Below are 17169 nucleotides of genomic sequence, written 5' to 3' on the forward strand. Positions count from 1 at the left end.
ATCGTGCGCGTACTGCTCACCGGACACCAGGGCTACCTGGGCACCGTGATGGCCCCGGTCCTCACGGCCGCCGGACACGAGGTCGTCGGCCTCGACGCCGGCCTGTTCGCCGACTGCGTCCTCGGCCCGCCGCCCGCGGACCCGCCGGGCCATCGGGTGGACCTGCGCGACATCACGGCCGACCACGTGGCCGGGGTGGACGCCGTGATCCACCTGGCCGCCCTGTCCAACGACCCGCTGGGATCGCTGGCGCCGCAGCTCACCTACGACATCAACCACCACGCGTCCGTGCGCCTTGCCCGGCTGGCCCGCGACGCCGGGGTGCGCCGCTTCCTCTACGCGTCGACCTGCTCGGTCTACGGTGCCGCCGGCGACCCCGACTTGTCGAACCTGGTCACCGAGGACGCCCCGCTGCGCCCGGTGACGCCGTACGCGGAGTCCAAGGTGCGGGTGGAGGACGACCTGCACGCGCTGGCCGACGGCGATTTCAGCCCGGTGTTCCTGCGCAACGCCACCGCCTTCGGCTGCTCACCCCGGCTGCGCGCCGACATCGTGCTGAACAACCTGGTGGGCCACGCGCTCCTGTCCGGCGAGGTCCTTGTGCTCTCCGACGGCACCCCTTGGCGCCCGCTGGTGCACGCCGCCGACATCGCACGGGCCTTCACGGCCGCGCTGACCGCGCCGCGCGAAGCCGTGCACGACCGCGCGTTCAACATCGGCAGCGAGATCAACAACGTCACGGTCGCCGAGATCGCCGAGCAGGTCGCCGAGGCGGTGTCCGGCTCGAAGGTGGTGATCACCGGGGAGACCGGTGCCGATCCGCGGTCGTACCGGGTGGACTTCTCCCGGTTCCGCGCCGCAGTGCCCGGCTTCGACTGCGAGTGGACGGTGAAACAGGGCGCGCTCGAACTCGCCGATGCCTACCGCACCTACGGGCTGACCCGGGAGGACTTCGAGCGACGCTTCACCCGGCTCGCCGTGCTGCGCGCGGCGTCCGACGCCGGTGCCGTCGACGGCACCCTGCGGTGGCGCCGGTGACCGCGGTCGGCGAAGAGATGCACGCCCTGGTGGAGCGGCTGTACCCGCTGTGCCGGAGCATCACAGGCGACGGTGTGCGCGCCACTTTGGACATCGTCGGCGAGTACGTCCCGTTGCAGGTGCACGAGGTGCCGACCGGGACACAGGTGCTCGACTGGACGGTGCCGCAGGAGTGGAACATCCGGGACGCGTACATCGCCGACACCGCCGGCCACCGGGTCGTCGACTTCGCCGCGTCCAGCCTGCATGTGCTCGGCTACAGCGTGCCGGTGTCGGCGACGATGCCGCTGGCCGAGCTGCGCGGACATCTGCACACCCTGCCGGAGCACCCGAACTGGGTGCCGTACCGCACCAGTTACTACCAGCCGGAATGGGGGTTCTGCCTGGCCCAGGAGACCCTGGACGCGATGCCGGACGGCGAGTACCGGGTGCGCATCGACTCCACGCTCGCGGACGGCCACCTCACCTACGCCGAGCACGTCGTCCCCGGGCAGGTCCCCGACGAGGTGATCGTCTCCTGCCACGTCTGCCACCCGTCGCTGGCCAACGACAACCTGGCCGGCATCGCGGTGGCGACGTTCCTGGCTCGGGCGCTGGCGGAGCAGACGCCGTACCACACCTACCGGTTCCTGTTCGCGCCCGGCACCATCGGGGCGATCACCTGGCTTGCCCGCAACAAGGAGCGGGTGGAACGGGTCAAGCACGGGCTTGTGCTGGCCTGCGCCGGCGATCCGGGTCACCTGACGTACAAGCAGAGCAGGCGCGGCGACGCGGAGATCGACCGGGTGCTGCGGCACGTGCTCGCCGCCTCCGAACGCCCGCACCGCGTCGCCGAGTTCACTCCGTACGGCTACGACGAGCGGCAGTTCTGCTCGCCCGGCTTCGATCTCGGGGTGGGCTCGCTCACCCGGACCCCGTACGCCGGCTACCCCGAATACCACACCTCGGCGGACAATCTGGACTTCGTCTCCCCGGAGGCGATGGCGGACACCCTCGCCGTCTGCCGCGAGGCGTTCGCCGTACTGGACCGCAACCGGCGGTACGTCAACCTCAGCCCCTACGGCGAACCGCAGTTGGGCCGGCGCGGGCTGTATGACTCGCTCGGCGGCCGCAGCGACGCGAAGCAGGCCCAGATGGCCATGCTCTGGGTGCTCAGCCTCTCCGACGGCGAGCACAGTCTGCTGGACGTCGCCGAGCGGTCCGGGCTGCCGTTCGACACCGTCGCCGTCGCGGCCGACGCCCTGCACGGTGCCGGGCTGATCAAAGCATGACGCCGATGACCGGCGAGGGGGAGATTCCGCAGACGACGGGGCCACCGGCCGGGTCCGCCAAGCGGGCCCTCGTCGGCCGGCTGTCCTGGGGGCTGGCCGACCAGGCGGCCTCCAGCATGTCCAACTTCGTGGTGGGCATCTACGTGGCCCGCTCGCTGGGGGTGACCGCGTTCGGCGTGTTCAGCCTCGCCTGGGTGACCTATGGCGTGGTGCTCAACGTCTCCCGCGGGCTGGCCACCGACCCGCTCGTGGTGCGCTTCAGCGGCGTGCCGGACGCGTCCTGGCGGGGGGCGGTGGCCCGGTCGTCGGGTACCGCGCTCGGCGTCGGTGCCGCCCTCGGCGCGGCGTGTCTGGTGGCCGGGCTCGCTCTCGGCGGCCGTGTGGGGCCCGCGTTCGCCTGCCTCGGCGTCGTACTGCCGGGGCTGCTGCTGCAGGACGCATGGCGGTTCGCGTTCTTCGCCGCCGGCACCGGGCGGAAGGCGTTCGTCAACGACCTCGTGTGGGGCGTGGTGCTGGTCCCGGCCATGGTGGTGGCGGCCCGCGTGGGAAGCGTGGCCGCTTTCGTGCTCGCCTGGGGCGCATCCGCCGCGGTGGCCGCGGTGTACGGCTGCGTCCAGTCCGGCATCCGGCCCCGGTCGGCGGGAGCGCGCGAGTGGCTTCGTGAGCACCGCGACCTCGGCTACCGGTACCTGGTCGAGAACATCAGCAACAGCGGCGCGAGCCAGCTGCGGGCGTACGGGCTCGGCGCGATCGTCGGGGTCGGCGCGGTGGGCGTGGTCCGGGGTGCCGAGCTGCTGCTCGGCCCGTTCATGGCTGTGCTGATGGGTCTTTCGCTGGTCACCGTCGCGGAGGCGGCCCGGGTGCTGCGGCGGGCCCCGCAGCGGCTGGGGAAGTTCTGCCTCCTCCTCGGCGGCGGGCAGGCCGTCGCCGCGCTGCTCTGGGGCGCGGCGCTGCTGCTGGTGCCCGACCGGGGCGGCGAGCTGGTGCTCGGCGGCGTCTGGAATTCTGCCTCGCAGCTCATCGTGCCGGTCACGCTCGGCGTCGCGGGCGCCGGCCTCGGCACCGGCGCGGCGGCCGGGCTGCGCGCGCTCGGCGCGGCCCGGCGCAGCCTGCGCAGCCAACTGATCGCCTCCGCCTGCTATGTCGTCGGCGGGCTCGGCGGCGCGGCCGTGGCCGGCACGGTCGGCTCGGCCTGGGGCGTCGCCGCCGCGACCGTCTGCGGTTCGGCGGTGTGGTGGCTGCAGCTGAACTCCGCCCTGCGCGAGCGCCATCACCACCCCATCCCCGAAGTGAGGACGTCATGACCCCCCACCCCCGGCTGAGCATCGGCCTGCCCGTGTACAACGGCGAGGAATACCTCGCCGAGTCGCTCGACGCCCTGCTCGGCCAGACCTACGAGGACTTCGAGCTGGTCATCTCCGACAACGCCTCGACCGACGCAACTGAGGAGATCTGCCGCAAGTACGCCGCACAGGACTCGCGCATCCGGTACATCCGGCTGCCCCGGAACATCGGCGCAGCGCCGAACCACAACTATGTGTTCACCGAGTGCCACGGCGAGCTGTTCAAGTGGGCCTCGCACGACGATCTGTACGCCCGGGACCTGCTGCGGCGCTGCGTTCAGGCGCTGGACGAGCGGCCGGAGGTGATCCTTGCGCACGCCGACCAGGCGGTCATCGACGGCGACGGCCAGGTGAAGGTCCCGTACGAGTACGGGCTCGCCACCGACTCGCCGCGCGCGCCCGAGCGATTCCGCAGCATGCTGTTCGAGCCGGGCGGTGACGACTTCTACGGGGTGATCCGGGCCGACGTGCTGCGCCGGGTGAAGCCGCACGACAGCTACCACCACGCGGACCGCACGTTCGTCGCCGAGATCGGCCTGCACGGGCCCTTCCACCAGGTGCCGGAGCTGCTGTACTTCCGCCGCGACCACCCCACCCGCGCCGAGCGGGCCAACCCCGGCAAACGCTCCCGGTGCGTCAACCTCGACCCGCGCCGGGCAGGCCTGCTGCACCCGACGCCGCGGCTGCTCGCCGAGTACGTCTGGGGCTTCGTCGCGGCGATCCGGCGGGCGCCGTTGTCCCCGGCCGACCGGCGCGCGTGCTACCGCCACCTGGCGGCGTGGATGGCCAGCAGGGCCCGGCCGGGCGCCGGCGAGCGGGTCGAGGACCGCGCCCCGGTCGACCCGGCCCGGCTCACCGTCTCCGTCGACGCCCTGGTCGCCGGCCGTGAGGGGAGGCAGGCATGACGTCCGCGGACGAAACCCCGGTGCGCGTCGGGGTGTTCGGCCTGCTCGGCTCCGGCAACCTCGGCAACGACGGGTCGCTGGAGGCCGTGCTCGGATACCTGCGTGCCGAGCACCCGGAGGCGGTCGTGGACGCGCTGTGCGGCGGACCCGAGGTCGTCGCGACCCGCTACCGGATCCCCGCGACGCGGCTGCACTGGTACCGCGGGGAGTACCGGACCGCGTCACGTGCGGGCGCGATCGCGGCCAAGGGTCTTGGCAAACTCGTCGACGCCGTCCGCACCGCCGCCTGGGTGCGCCGGCACGACGTGGTGATCGTGCCGGGCATGGGCGTCCTGGAGGCCACGCTGCCGCTGCGGCCATGGGGCTTCCCTTACGCGCTGTTCCTGCTCTGCGCGTCCGGCCGGCTGTTCGGCACCCCGGTCGCGCTGGTCGGCGTCGGCGCCGCCCCGATCGGCAACCGGCCGACCCGGGCCCTGGTGCGCTGGTCGGCGCGGCTGGCCGCCTACCGGTCGTACCGGGACGCCCCGTCCCGCGACGCGATGCGGGAGATGGGTGTGGACACCGCGCGCGACGAGGTCTACCCGGATCTCGCGTTCGCCCTGCCGACGCCGCCGGCGAGCGCGCCCTCCAACCCGCCGGGCCCGGTCTGCGTCGGCGTCATGGACTTCCACGGCGGCGACGACGACCGCGGCCGGGCCGAGGAGATCCACCGGCGCTATCTCGACGGGACGACTCGTTTCGTCCGCGCGCTGGTCGAGGACGGCAGGCCGGTCCGGCTGCTGACCGGAGACGAGTGCGATGCTTCGGTGGTCGCCGCGATCCTCGACGCGGTGGACTCGCCGCTGGTCACCGCCGCCGAGGCGGCCTCGCTGGCCGACCTGATGAAGGAGACGGCGGCTGCCGACACCGTGGTGGCGACCCGGTACCACAACCTGATCTGCGCGCTGAAGGCCGGCACGCCGACGCTCGCACTCAGCTATGCGGCGAAGAGCGACGCGCTGATGGCTCGGATGGGGCTGGACGCGTACTGCCACCCGGCTCGCGAGGTCGACGCCGACCGGCTGCTCCAGCAGTTCCGGGCGCTGGAGCAGAGATCGGCGGAGCTGCGGCGGACCCTCACCGAGCGGAACCAGGACGCCGCCCGGCGCCTGGAGGACCAGTTCACCGCCTTGACCGCCGCCCTGTTCCCGGCGGCCGACCACGTTCACGCCCATGCCCTGCGGGAGGCTCTGTGAAGGCGACCGAAGTCCCGGCGATCGCCGGCGCGTACCTGTTCGAGCCGACGCCGTACGCCGACGAGCGCGGCTTCTTCTGCCGCACCTTCGACGCCGGCGTCGTCCGCTCGGTGGGCCTCGACCCGGACGCCTTCGTCCAGGACAGCCTGTCCCGCTCGGCCCGGGGCGTGCTGCGCGGCCTGCACCTGCGTTCCGGCGCCGGCGAGGCGAAGCTGGTGCGGTGCTCGTTCGGGAGGATCTTCGACGTCGTCGTGGACCTGCGGACGGACTCGCCGACCTACCTGGGCCGGGCCTTCTTCGAGCTGTCCGACGAGACGCAGGTGACCCTGTACATCCCGGCGGGGTGCGCGCACGGTTTCCAGGCTCTGACCGAAACCGCCGACGTCTCGTACCGGATCGACCGCCCGCACGATCCGGCCGAGGACGTGACGATCGCCTTCGACGACCCGGAGCTGGCCGTTCCCTGGCCGCTGCCGGTCACATCGATGTCCCAGCGGGACCGGGAGGCGCCGAGCCTCGCCGAGGTCCTGAAGCACAAAGAGAGTTGAGGTCGGCGTGGACACCGAAGAGCTTTTCCTGCCCCGGTCGCGGCAGGCGAACGAGCGGCTGCACGCCATGATCCCCGGGGGGGCGCACACCTACGCCAAGGGCGACGACCAGTACCCCGAAAACCTGGCCCCGGTCATCAGCCACGGCCGCGGTGCCCATGTGTGGGACATCGACGGCAACCGCTACATCGAATACGGCTCCGGTCTGCGGTCGGTCAGCCTCGGCCACGCCCATCCACGCGTGATCGAGGCGGTGCGGCGGGAACTCGACCGCGGCAGCAACTTCGTCCGGCCGTCCATCGTGGAGGTCGAAGCCGCGGAACGCTTCCTGGCCACGGTGCCGACCGCCGAGATGGTGAAGTTCGCGAAGAACGGCTCCGACGCCACCACCGCCGCGGTGCGCCTCGCCCGCGCCGCCACCGGGCGCCCGCGGGTTGCCGTCTGCGCCGACCATCCGTTCTTCTCCGTCGACGACTGGTTCATCGGCACCACGCCGATGTCCGCCGGTGTCCCGGCGGCGACCGACGAACTCACCGTGGCGTTCCCTTACGGGGACCTGGCCGCCACGGAGGAACTGCTCACCCGGTACCGGGACGAGATCGCCTGCCTGATCCTCGAACCCGCCACCCACACCGAGCCTTCCCCTGGCTCTCAACTTCGTTCGGACAGGGGAGATCCCACTCCCGGTTACCTCGCCGGCCTGCGCGAACTGGCCGACCGGCACGGCTGCGTACTGATCTTCGACGAGATGATCACCGGCTTCCGCTGGTCCGAGGCGGGCGCCCAGGGCCTGTACGGCGTCGTCCCCGACCTCTCCACCTTCGGCAAGGCGCTGGGCAACGGATTCGCCGTCTCCGCGCTGGCCGGGCGCCGCGATCTGATGGAGCGGGGCGGGCTGCGTCACTCCGGCGACCGGGTGTTCCTGCTGTCGACCACGCACGGTGCGGAAACGCACTCCCTGGCAGCCGCGATGGCCGTGCTCACCACCTACGTCGAAGAGGGCATCACCGCGCGGCTGCACGCCCTCGGCGAGCGGTTGGCCGCCGGTGTCCGCGACGCCGCCGCCGGCATGGGCGTCGGCGACCACATCGTCGTCCGGGGCCGGGCCAGCAACCTGGTCTTCGCCACCCTCGACGAGAACGGGCAGCCGTCCCAGCGGTATCGCACCCTGTTCCTGCGCCGGCTCCTCGCGGGCGGGGTGCTGGCCCCGTCGTTCGTGGTGAGCAGCGCCCTCGACGACGCCGACATCGATCACACCGTCGAGGTGGTGGCCCAGGCATGTGCGGTGTACCGGAAGGCACTGGACGCCGCTGACCCCACCCCCTGGCTGGCCGGACGACCGGTGAAGCCCGTGTTCCGCCGCTTGGCGTGACATGACAGGACGTGACGTGACGTGACGTCAGCGACGCTCTGCCTGACCGGCGTCGGCCGTCCGATCGATCAGCCGGTCGGCCACCCGGTCGACCAGCCACGCGGTCGCCGGTATCACCGCCAGTGCGGTGCACCAGCCGCCGAGGACGTCGGTCGGGTAGTGCGCGCCCAGGGCGACCTGCGCCCAGCCCATGGCGGCGCCGGCGACCAGCGCCGCGGCGAGCACGAGTGACGTGCCGGCCGTCCTGCCGAGGCCGAGCCGGCCGGTCGCGGGCAGCGCCACCGCGAGGGCGAGCGCGGTGGCGAAGGCGGTGTGCCCGCTCGGGTAGGACAGGTTCCCGTCGTGGATGGTGCGTCCCACCAGGGACTTGAGCAGCGTCGCCGTTCCCACGACCATGGCGGCGCCCGCGACGACGAGCACCGCCGCGCGAGGACGCCGAAGCAGCAGGCAGCCCGTCACGGTGGCCACGACCAGCATCGCCGCTCCCCCGGGCTCCCCCAAGAAGTCCGTGGCCAGAGCGACCTGCCGCCACGGCGGCCGCACGCCGTACACCGCCGCCTCGATCCGCGCGTCCACCGCGCCGGGCTTGCTGTCGTCGGCGTACCGGACCCCGAGCACGACGACCACCAGCGCGGCGAGGGCCGCAACCGGCCCGAGCCACCCGCGCAGCGACGGCGGCAGCACCGCGCGCGCCGACCGGCCGGTCACCCGCCCACCGCGCCCGGTCGACCTGCGGTGCCCGTGAGTCCGAAGGGCCCGCCGATCCGGCGTTTCACACCACGGGCCGACCGGCCCCGGCAGCTGCGCTGCACGTCCCCCTCCCGTCGGGACCGACACCATGTCAGCCGGCCCCCTTGCACCCTAACCAACTACGCGCACGGCAAACCGCCGTAGGGCGGCAACCGGAACCTCGGTGGCTACCGGTTCCTCACCTCATCGTTTCGGCCAGGTCTGCCAACAGGATGTCAGCCACCAGTTCCTCGACCACGGCGGTGCCGTGGTCGGTCATGGCACGGGTCAGCTCGGGGTCCCAGGGAGCCTCGGTGAGGCGGCCGGGCTCAGGTCCGTGCGGTGTGCGGGCGACCGCGGCACGGTAGTCCGCCGCCGACATGCGCCAGGGGCGGGCCGGGGTCTTGTCCAGGAGGTACGCGGCGATGCGGATGCCTTCGCCATCGAAGTCGCCGTGGTAGCGGAGGACGGCGCCTTGGTCCGAGAGGAGACGGAGCAGGTGGACGGCCGCGCTGTTGGGCCAGCCGGATGTGCACACGAGCGGCGGACAGTCCGGGCCGAAGCGGCGTACGGCCAGAGCCAGGATGCTGGGGTTCTCGACGGCGTGGACGACGGGTGCGGAGCCGGAGGCGAGGGTGAACTCGCCCGGGGCCCGCAGCTGGGCGAGGGTCAGGCTGGCAGCCTGACCGGCCTCGGCACACACGCGGGCCACCCGGGCGAGCGGTCCGTCACCGGCTGGGCGCAGTCCACCGACGAGAACGGTGGCCGACAGGTCGTCGTCGGCGACGCCCGCGCGGGTCCACAGGGCACGCCGGTCCGCCGCGGACTCCGGTGCAGCGGTGTCATGGACAGTCGCCAGAGCACGGAGGACGACTGAGGACAGGCGGGTACCGTCGTCGAGTGCGTGGGAGTCGCCCTTCAGGACCCGGGCGGCGAAGACGGGCAGGGGCTCGGCCTGAGCCGGGAGTTCCGCGAGCACGGTCAGCGCGTCCGCGAGCAGGGTTCGGGTTCGTTCGGGTGAGCCACCGACCAGACCGGTGGCCCGGCATGACGCGGTCCAGTCGGCGAGCACGGGCTGGGCCCGCACAGTGTCGTGACCGTCCAGCCATGTCCACAGCTCGGCACGTTCGTCTTCGTTGCGGCGCCGTTCACCTGCACGGTCGTCGAGGGGACCGACGAGTTCGGTGACGATTTCACGCACCGTACGGCCGGACAGTTCGGTGACAGCCTCTTCCAAGCGCGCCAGGGAGACGGAGGGGCGAGGGTCCGGCAGACGGTCTAGGCCGAGAAGGTCGGCGAGGGACTCGCGTTGGGCATCGTCGAGCGGGCCGAGGCGCACCCGTGTGACGGGGCGGCCGGAGGAGAGGCGGCTGTGGACCGTGTGCCAGAGCGGGCGGAGTTCGGGACGGCGCAGGGTGCGTTCACCCGGGGCCGGTTCCGGGTGGGTCATCCCGCCTCCAGGTCGGTGCCGTTCCAGACGAAGCGAGCGCTGGTGACAGCGTCGTCGTCCCCGTCGGTGAGGAGTTGGTGGACAGCGATGCCGGGCAGTTCGCCGTAGGTGCACCACTCGTGGTCGGAGGTGACCATGAGATCGAGGTCGAGTGCGGTGAGCAGGGCGAAGACCTGTCCGCGGTTGACCGCGTCCACGCCGACGAAGACCTCGTCGAGCAGGATGGGCCGGGGCGCCAGGGGCACGGCCTCGTAGTGGGCGGCGACGGCGGCGAACAGCGGCAGGTGCAGTGCGATGGCCTTCTCTCCGCCGGAGAGTGCGCCGTGCAGCTTCTTGGTCAGCGGCTGCCAGCCGATTCCGTTCGCCCGGTCGAGGCGCACGGTGAAGCGATGCCAGGCGGTGTAGTCGAGCACCTCGCCGAGCTGCTCCTCCCAGCTCGCGGCCGTGTCGCTGCCCTTGGCGTCCTCGATACGGGCGCGGAAGAAGGCGTGCAGGGCTTCCCGGTCGGTCCGGTCGACCCGGCCGGGGTCCTTGAGCAGCAGCTGACGGGCGGTGCGGGTGCCGTCCGGGAGATCCGGTCGGACGTCCCAGACAAGCTGGACGGAGACATTGGAGGCGGTACGAACCCGCTCCAGGTGCCCGTTCATGCGGTCGACGAGTTCGCCGGCCTGGCGAATGCGTGCCGCGAGGTGGCGGCGGATGTCGCCGGTGAGGACCTGGTCGAAGAGGCGCCGCTCGGCGGCGGTGATGTCGTCACGACTGCGGTCGCGCTCCTGGGTGAGCGTGGTGAGCAGGCCCGTCGCCCCCACGCGTAGGCCGTCCAGGGCGGCGGTGAACAGTTGGACGTCGTCGTCGGGTTCCAGGTCCAGGTCGGCACGGGCACCGAGGCGCTGGCGGGCTTCGTGGACCGCTTCGGAGAGGCGGGTCGCGGCATCGCCCAGGTTGCGTGGGGCGTGCGGGATGGCGGGCCACTTCGCCGCCGTGGCACGTGCGGCCTCCAGAGTGGCTTTCGCGCCGTCCCCGGCATCGAGTTCCGGCGTGATACCGGCATCCTCCGCCAGCCCCACCAGGCACAGGTGGCGGAACCGGTGCGCCGCGCGGTCCCGGGTGGCGACGGCCTGCTCGCGTCGTTCCGCGTCCTGACCACTGGTGGCCCGCAATCCTCCGATACGGCCTTCCAGACGCAGAAGGAGATCGGCCGTCCGGCCGGCCTCCTCGCGGCAGCGCCGCAGTTCGGCGCGCGCCTCGGCAACGCGTGCGACGATCTGTCGGTAGTCCTCGCCGACGGTGGCCTCCACCGCCTCAAGGCGCGCCCTCAATCCCGCCGCCTCCGCTTCGGCGGCGGCGGCGCCCTCGGCCTGCTCCTCGGCGGCTCGGCGCGAGCGGTCTGCCTGCGCGGAAATCTGACGGGCCCTGTCGCCGGCGGCGGTGGCGGTGAGACGGGCGTCCACCCAGCTGTCGGCGGTGTCCCGGAACCTGTCGATGCCGGTGGAGAGTTGATGCAACCGGTCGCGGTCGGTGGGCAGTCCGTGTTCTGCGGCCCGGCGGCTGAGCGTGCGCAGAGCGCCTGCCACCTTGCTCTCGCACCGGGCCACATGGGCAGCCGCGTCGCGCACGGCATCGTCCCGGGCAGCCACCTTCTCCTCGGCTCGGTCCCACTCACGCCGACGGGCGCCGAGTTCCCGGTGGTCGGGTCGAGCCGCGCGGTCTGCGTCCAACCGGGCGCGGCGAGCGACGAGGCCGCGCAATTGGTCGTCGAGCACGGCGAGGGAGGCGTTCATCTCACCGATACGCTCGGTCAGTTCACCGATCTTGCGCTGCCGGGCCCGGTGCCGTGCGAGGGCACCGATGTAAGCGGGTTCCGGCTTGCTCCACGTTCCGGTGGCGAGCGCGAGACGCCAGGCGCCGTCGGCGGAGACGGCCGCGGGGTGACCGCCGGGCAGTGAGGTGCCGTACGCGATACCGGCGAGGATGCGGGTCACGGTGTCGCCCGGGACGGGGATGCCCTCCTCGGGTTTCAGCACCTCCAGCAGACTGGGCCCCGAGGCGGTCACGGCAAGGGCCGCCTCTGCTCGGGTGTCGTGCCCTGGCAGCGTGATCCCGTCGTAGGGGCTGACCCAGGCATCCAGGAGGCCCGATGCCTCCAGTGCCGCCTCCACCGCGGCCTGCACGGGGAGCGGAACACCTTCGCGGAAGGCGACCAGTCGCCACAGGGGTGCGCCCGCCGTCGCCGTGCGGACGGTGGTGCGGGTGGGTGGGGGCGCAGGCGGCAGGTCGGTCTCGCCGCTCAGCCGTCGGGCTTCCTCCTCAAGTCGGCTCCGCTCGTCCCGCTGCCCCACATGTGCGGCTCGCGCGGTGGCCTCCGCTGTGGCGATCTCTTGTTCCAGCGGGCGTGCGGCGGCTGTGACCAGCGCGGTCACCTCGGCCTCGGTCGCGGCTCTGGCCGCGAGTTCCCCCGCGTCGACCATGCGCAGTTCCATGCTGTCGCCGGCCCAGGCGAGCAGGCGTTCCACTTGTGCGGCAAGCGCGCCGTCCCAGGCGTCGGACGCTTCGTCCCGCCGGGCGATCGCCTCCGCGAGCCGGGTACGGGCGTCCTCCAGCAGGCTCTCGGCGGCGCCCCGGTCGCGTACCGCACGATCGTGCTCGTCCATCGCCTCGGTGATGAGGGCGACCTGCCGGCGTCGGGCGATGACCGCACCCCGCAGCAGCCTTCGGGCCTGTTGCGCCCCGTTGTCGCCCGCCGTGCGTGTACCGGCGGAGCCCTCGGGGCGACGGCCACCCGTCCCACGCCCCGGGCTGCCGGCGAAAGCGACCACGGAGTCCGCGTCGAGAAGCGTCTTCACCTCATGATGGATCGACTCCATACCCGCCGCCCGGGCCGACCGGTGTGCTTCCTCGGCGGCTTCGCGTGCGTGCTCGTCGAAGGTGCGGGCCTGGTCCGCCGCCTCGTCGGCGTACCTCTGGTCCTCCTCCGCGCTGATCTGAGTGGCCCGGGCAGTGGCGCGCTGTCGCCCGGCGACGGCTGCCGCTTCTTCCGTACGACGGCGGAGCCGGTCGAGTTCCTCGCCCTGCTGGTACGCGTCACTCTCGCGCAGCCCCTCGACCGTCTCCTCCAGGGCGTGCGCGCGCAGTTCCTGTTCCTCGCGCCTGGCCTGGGCGGACTCCCGTTCCGTCAGCGCCTGTTCGAGTTCTTCGGCGCTCAGGCGGGCGGCGCGGGTGAGGTCGTCCATCTCGGTGGTCGCCGAGATCAGCGCGGCCGAACCGGCACGCAGGACCCGTCGCGCGTAGGCGCGCTGCCGGGATGCGACGGTCTCGGCCGCCGTCACCTCGTCGTCGAGCCGTTTGAGGTGTTCGCGCTGGCGGTCCAGCCGTTCGAAGCCTTCGGCGAGTTCAGCGATCTCGCCTTCGCCCAGTGGGGGAAGGGCGCGGGACAACAGGGTGGAGAGCAGGGACGGATCGAGTCGTTCGGACAGTTTGGGCTGGCGCAACTGGAGCAAGGCGGACAACAGCGACTCATAACGCTGCTCCCCCATGCCGGCGAACAGTTCACGTCGTACGGCCGTGCGGTAGTCGGTGGCCGAGGCATGGACGTCGCCGCGGTCGCGAAGGGCCTCGGCAAGCGCTGCGCGCGTCAGCGGCTGTCCAGCCTCGTTGACGAGGAGCACGCCGGCGGGGTGGGCGATCCTGGAGTCGGTGGTGAAGTAGTCGGCGTGTACCCCGCTGGTGTGCACGCTCGCCTGCAGGCGCGCCCCGCAGCCGAACCACCGCTCGGCGCCATCGTCGCCGATGCGGCGGAACTCCATCCACACATACCCGACACGGGTCTTGCCCGTGGCGCCTTCGCCGAGCAGGTTCCAGTGCATGGTGCGTTCCGAACCGCCGAACGTGGACAGGCGGTTGGGGCGCAGGCTGGCGTCGAAGAGGTAGGGCAGCAGAAGCTCAAGGGCCTTGGACTTGCCCGATCCGTTCTGGCCGCGAAGCAGCAGGCGGCCCCGGTGGAAGGTGAAGGTCTCGTCGTAGTAGCGCCAGACGTTGAGGATGCCCGCGCGGAGCGGCTGCCAGCGGCTGCGGGCGGCATCCACCACGGTTGCCGGTGTCGCAGTCGATCCGGCGGGCTCGGGCCGCCGCGGGACGGGAAACTCTGTCACGCTCACCGCCGATCCCCTTGCGCCGCATCGCCGCCGGAGACCACGGCGCCTGCCGTGTCGCGCGGGCCCGTGCCCTGCTCCCGTTCCGGATCCGGGCTCGTCATCTCCATCAGGCGGTAACGGTACGCGGCCGGGCATGCGACGACACGTCCCGCGGCCGTGCGGACGAGACCGACATCACGCAGGACGCGCACGGCGTCGTCGGAAAGCCGGACCGCGCCGTCCTCGGACCGATACGCCCTGGCCCAGCGCGGGAAGCGGCGCAGCAGACCCGCTCCGGCCTCGGCAAGCTGTTCGGGCAGCATTCCGGCGGGCGCGGCGCACAGCGGCTCCAGGAGGAGCAGTGCGGCAACCCTGGCAGTGGAGGTGTCGTCGGGGAAGCGGACATCGGTGGCGATCCCGTCCGGGTCCACGAGCAGGAAGCCCTCTGCGCGTTCCTCCAGGAGGAAGCCGGCCTGTTCGGCCGAGCGACGCAGGATCTGACGCCCGGTGAGTGACGTGACGTAGGCCAGCTCGTCCTCGGCGAGGTCCGCCCGGTACAGCACGGGATCGTCGAAGAGGCGACGTAGCACCGAGTGGCGCAGCCTCAGATTGCGTTGTGCATCGGTGGCGGCGCTCTCGCTGTGCGTCTCGTCGGCCGTCCCGTCGACGACCGCGCCGCCGTAGCGGCGCTCCCGCACAAGGGCGGTGAGAAGTTCCTCGAACCGTGCGGGCACCTCGTCCGGGGGCACGGCGAGTCGGGAGGCGCCGACGGGCGCTGCGGGCAACCGCATCAGCAGGGTGGTGTCCACGCGGTAGAGAACCTTGGCCGCCGCGGACTCGACGTATGCCTCGGTCGTACCGTCCACCGTGCGCAGCACGTCGTACGACTCCAGCAGCTTGAGAACATCGACGAATGCCATCCGCTCCGGCTTGTGGACCGGGTCGAAGGCGGCCAGTGCCCGGTCGGCCGCCGTGGCCTGCACGACACGGTCGGCGAGCATGCCGATGGTCGTCATCGGCATGGACAGCAGCTCGGCCGCGGTCACGCACAGCAGCATGTAACGCCGACGGTCGAACGGGGCCCGGCCGGAACGCGCCCTACGAGCCGGGCGGGAGCCGTCCGGGTCGGCACGGACCTTGGTGAGGCGGGCGTACCCGCGGCGCGGCTCCACCACCAGGCTCCAGCCGCAGGTGTAGTCGAACCACTGGGCCAGCGGCTCACGACGGCGCCGTACCAGTTCGAAGCCGGTCGGGTCGGCGATCTCGGTAAGCAGGGGGCGGGCCAGGAGGAGACGGATGGCACGGGCCACCTCCTCCCTTTCCGCAGCGGCCAGTTGGTTGGCTAGGGTGCTCATCCCGCGACCTCCTGCGGCACGGCACGAAGGGCCGAGAAGACGCTCGCTCCACCCGCCGCCGTGATGTGGACGACGTAGTCCGGTCCGGTCAGCGAACCCTTCGCGGTGTGCAGTACGGCCGTGCGCTCATCGGGAGACGGAGCCAGCGCGATGTCCACCCGGCCGTCTCCCGTCGTTGCGCGCCGCATGCCGCCCGCGTCCGGCCTGGCGGCCAGGGCACGGCCGAGCAGGTCGAGCAAGCGGTCGAAGACAGCGGGCTCCAACGTGCCGAAGGAGGACAGACGAACAGGTCCGTCTGTCTCCAGCACCCGCCAGGCGAGTACGAGTTCCGCTCGCTCCGCGCGGGCCCGCTCGGCACGCTCCGCCCTCACTGCCGCGACGTCCCGCACCTTGGCGGTGCGAGTGAAGCGCTCCGTCCGTCCGCTGGTCCGCAGCAGCGCCGACACCTCCACCGGTGGGGCCTCGGACCAGGACTGGGACGGCGGGATCAACTCCGGGTCGGAGTGGGCGAGGTGAGCATGGCGTGCCGGGCCGAGGCCGAAGGCCGCCGACCACAACCGGTGCAGATCCTCCTCCGCGGGGGCCGCCGCGAACCAGCGCGCCAGCTCCCGAAAGTCCTGCACGGCGCTGGAGGAGCGGCGCCGCGACTCATTGATCCGCTCCAGAACCTGCAGGAGCGAGACGATGGCGCGTCGGGCTATGTCGTGCAGCTGCTCGATACGCGGTCGCGCCCCGTCGTCCGGCAGGAACCATGCCCGCAGGCCCGCCCAGCGCGCCCGCCTGCTCTCCAGCCAGCCGGCCGCGGGATCCTCACCGGCCACCGGCGGCAGCTCGGCCCCACGCAGGGCCCGCTCGCGCAGCACGGCGGCGCCCCGCTCCTCCACCCGGGCCACGGCAGCGGCGACTGTCTGCCCGCGCCGGTCGAGGTTGACCAGGAACTCCTGAAGATACGCGACGGTGGCGGCCTTGACATCGCGGAACACCTCCAGATCCGCGCCCTCGGCGCGCAGGAGCCGCTGCAGTTCGCCGTTGAACGCCTTGGTGTTCTCCACCAGAGCGTCCAGATGTCCCTCCAGCTCCCTCAGCGTGCTGAAGATCCGTCGATCGGCCGACGCGGGTTCGCCGGAGAGCAGGCACAGCTCGTCGAGCCGGTCGGCGATCGCCTCCAGCACGGCCGTCTGCAGCGCGCCCGTGGAGGCGAGAACCTCAAGCGCGTGCCGCACTCCGGCAAGAGCGGCCTCGCCCCGGCGGGTCAGTGAATACTGCAGGTTGCGCCGTTCGTACTCCTCGGCCGTGCGGTAGTTCTCCGCGTGGTTGTGCACCACATCCAGCAGCTGCCACTGCACGAGTTTCCTGAGGGCCTCGTGCAGATCCTCATCCTCGACCGCCGCCACCCAGCCGGCCCCGCGCAGCCGCTCTCGGACCGCGTCGAGCCCCAGCGCCGTCTCCAGGTGTTCACCGGCCACCCCGAAGACGTCCAGCACCGCCCCGTACAGATCGGACCTCTCCACCGTCGTGAACCGGAACATCTCCGGTGGCACCCTGCGCACGCCCATCGCCCCTCCCCACCGCCTCAGCGGCATCCGGATCTCCACCGTAGAGGGCGGCACCGACATTCAGGGGCGAGTCACGGAACAGCGGATTCAACCGGTGAGAATCGGGTGGCCCGGGAGCAGGAAACCAGCCCATGAGCCGATCAGCATGGCTGCCGGCCATCGGCCCGCGTCATCACAGCGTGCGGGTTGGTCACTGCAGTCCGGAGCCACTGTCCTGGGCAGGGGTTACGCTGCCCG

12 protein-coding genes are annotated in these 17169 nt (G+C 72.2%); 7 read left to right on the forward strand and 5 right to left on the reverse strand.

Annotation, left to right across the window (positions count from 1 at the left end):
* The first annotated feature begins 3 nt into the window (after positions 1–3).
* Genes ACFYTE_RS23265 through ACFYTE_RS23295 form a run of 7 tightly spaced genes read left to right on the forward strand, consistent with a single transcriptional unit; the run spans position 4 to position 7712 of the window.
* Positions 4–1038, forward strand: coding sequence for an NAD-dependent epimerase/dehydratase family protein (locus ACFYTE_RS23265; RefSeq protein WP_388713516.1), 1035 nt, complete (start codon positions 4–6; stop codon positions 1036–1038).
* A complete protein-coding gene (locus ACFYTE_RS23270) occupies positions 1026–2309 on the forward strand; it encodes a DUF4910 domain-containing protein (RefSeq protein ID WP_388713519.1) in 1284 nt (427 codons plus the stop codon). The genes ACFYTE_RS23265 and ACFYTE_RS23270 overlap by 13 nt, the downstream gene beginning before the upstream one ends.
* A complete protein-coding gene (locus ACFYTE_RS23275) occupies positions 2306–3613 on the forward strand; it encodes a hypothetical protein (RefSeq protein WP_388713522.1) in 1308 nt (435 codons plus the stop codon). Before ACFYTE_RS23270 ends, ACFYTE_RS23275 begins: the two co-directional genes overlap by 4 nt.
* On the forward strand, positions 3610–4557 hold the full coding sequence (locus ACFYTE_RS23280) for a glycosyltransferase family 2 protein (protein ID WP_388713525.1): 948 nt from the start codon (positions 3610–3612) through the stop codon (positions 4555–4557). The genes ACFYTE_RS23275 and ACFYTE_RS23280 overlap by 4 nt, the downstream gene beginning before the upstream one ends.
* A complete protein-coding gene (locus tag ACFYTE_RS23285) occupies positions 4554–5792 on the forward strand; it encodes a polysaccharide pyruvyl transferase family protein (protein WP_388713527.1) in 1239 nt (412 codons plus the stop codon). Before ACFYTE_RS23280 ends, ACFYTE_RS23285 begins: the two co-directional genes overlap by 4 nt.
* Positions 5789–6340, forward strand: coding sequence for a dTDP-4-dehydrorhamnose 3,5-epimerase (gene rfbC, locus ACFYTE_RS23290; protein ID WP_388713530.1), 552 nt, complete (start codon positions 5789–5791; stop codon positions 6338–6340). Before ACFYTE_RS23285 ends, rfbC begins: the two co-directional genes overlap by 4 nt.
* Before the next feature lie 7 nt (positions 6341–6347).
* Positions 6348–7712: a glutamate-1-semialdehyde 2,1-aminomutase gene (locus ACFYTE_RS23295; protein WP_388713533.1), complete on the forward strand. Its 1365-nt coding sequence runs from the start codon at positions 6348–6350 to the stop codon at positions 7710–7712.
* 27 nt (positions 7713–7739) lie between these two features.
* Here ACFYTE_RS23295 and ACFYTE_RS23300 read toward each other — a convergent pair whose 3' ends face one another.
* From ACFYTE_RS23300 to ACFYTE_RS23320, 5 genes are all read right to left on the reverse strand, one after another.
* A complete protein-coding gene (locus tag ACFYTE_RS23300; RefSeq protein ID WP_388713536.1) occupies positions 7740–8420 on the reverse strand; it encodes a phosphatase PAP2 family protein in 681 nt (226 codons plus the stop codon).
* A 220-nt stretch (positions 8421–8640) separates the two neighbouring features.
* Positions 8641–9891, reverse strand: a complete 1251-nt coding sequence (locus ACFYTE_RS23305) for a TIGR02679 family protein (RefSeq protein WP_388713539.1) — start codon at positions 9889–9891, stop codon at positions 8641–8643.
* Positions 9888–14045 carry a TIGR02680 family protein gene (locus ACFYTE_RS23310; RefSeq protein ID WP_388713542.1) on the reverse strand — a complete coding sequence of 1386 codons (4158 nt, stop codon included), beginning with the start codon at positions 14043–14045 and terminating at the stop codon, positions 9888–9890. Before ACFYTE_RS23310 ends, ACFYTE_RS23305 begins: the two co-directional genes overlap by 4 nt.
* Positions 14042–15376 (reverse strand): TIGR02678 family protein, encoded by a 1335-nt coding sequence (locus ACFYTE_RS23315; RefSeq protein ID WP_388713545.1) that lies wholly within the window; start codon positions 15374–15376, stop codon positions 14042–14044. Before ACFYTE_RS23315 ends, ACFYTE_RS23310 begins: the two co-directional genes overlap by 4 nt.
* On the reverse strand, positions 15373–16932 hold the full coding sequence (locus ACFYTE_RS23320) for a TIGR02677 family protein (protein WP_388713548.1): 1560 nt from the start codon (positions 16930–16932) through the stop codon (positions 15373–15375). Before ACFYTE_RS23320 ends, ACFYTE_RS23315 begins: the two co-directional genes overlap by 4 nt.
* Positions 16933–17169 lie beyond the last annotated feature (237 nt).

The organism is Streptomyces sp. NPDC004629, from assembly GCF_042873595.1.
Taxonomy (GTDB): Bacteria; Actinomycetota; Actinomycetes; order Streptomycetales; family Streptomycetaceae; genus Streptomyces.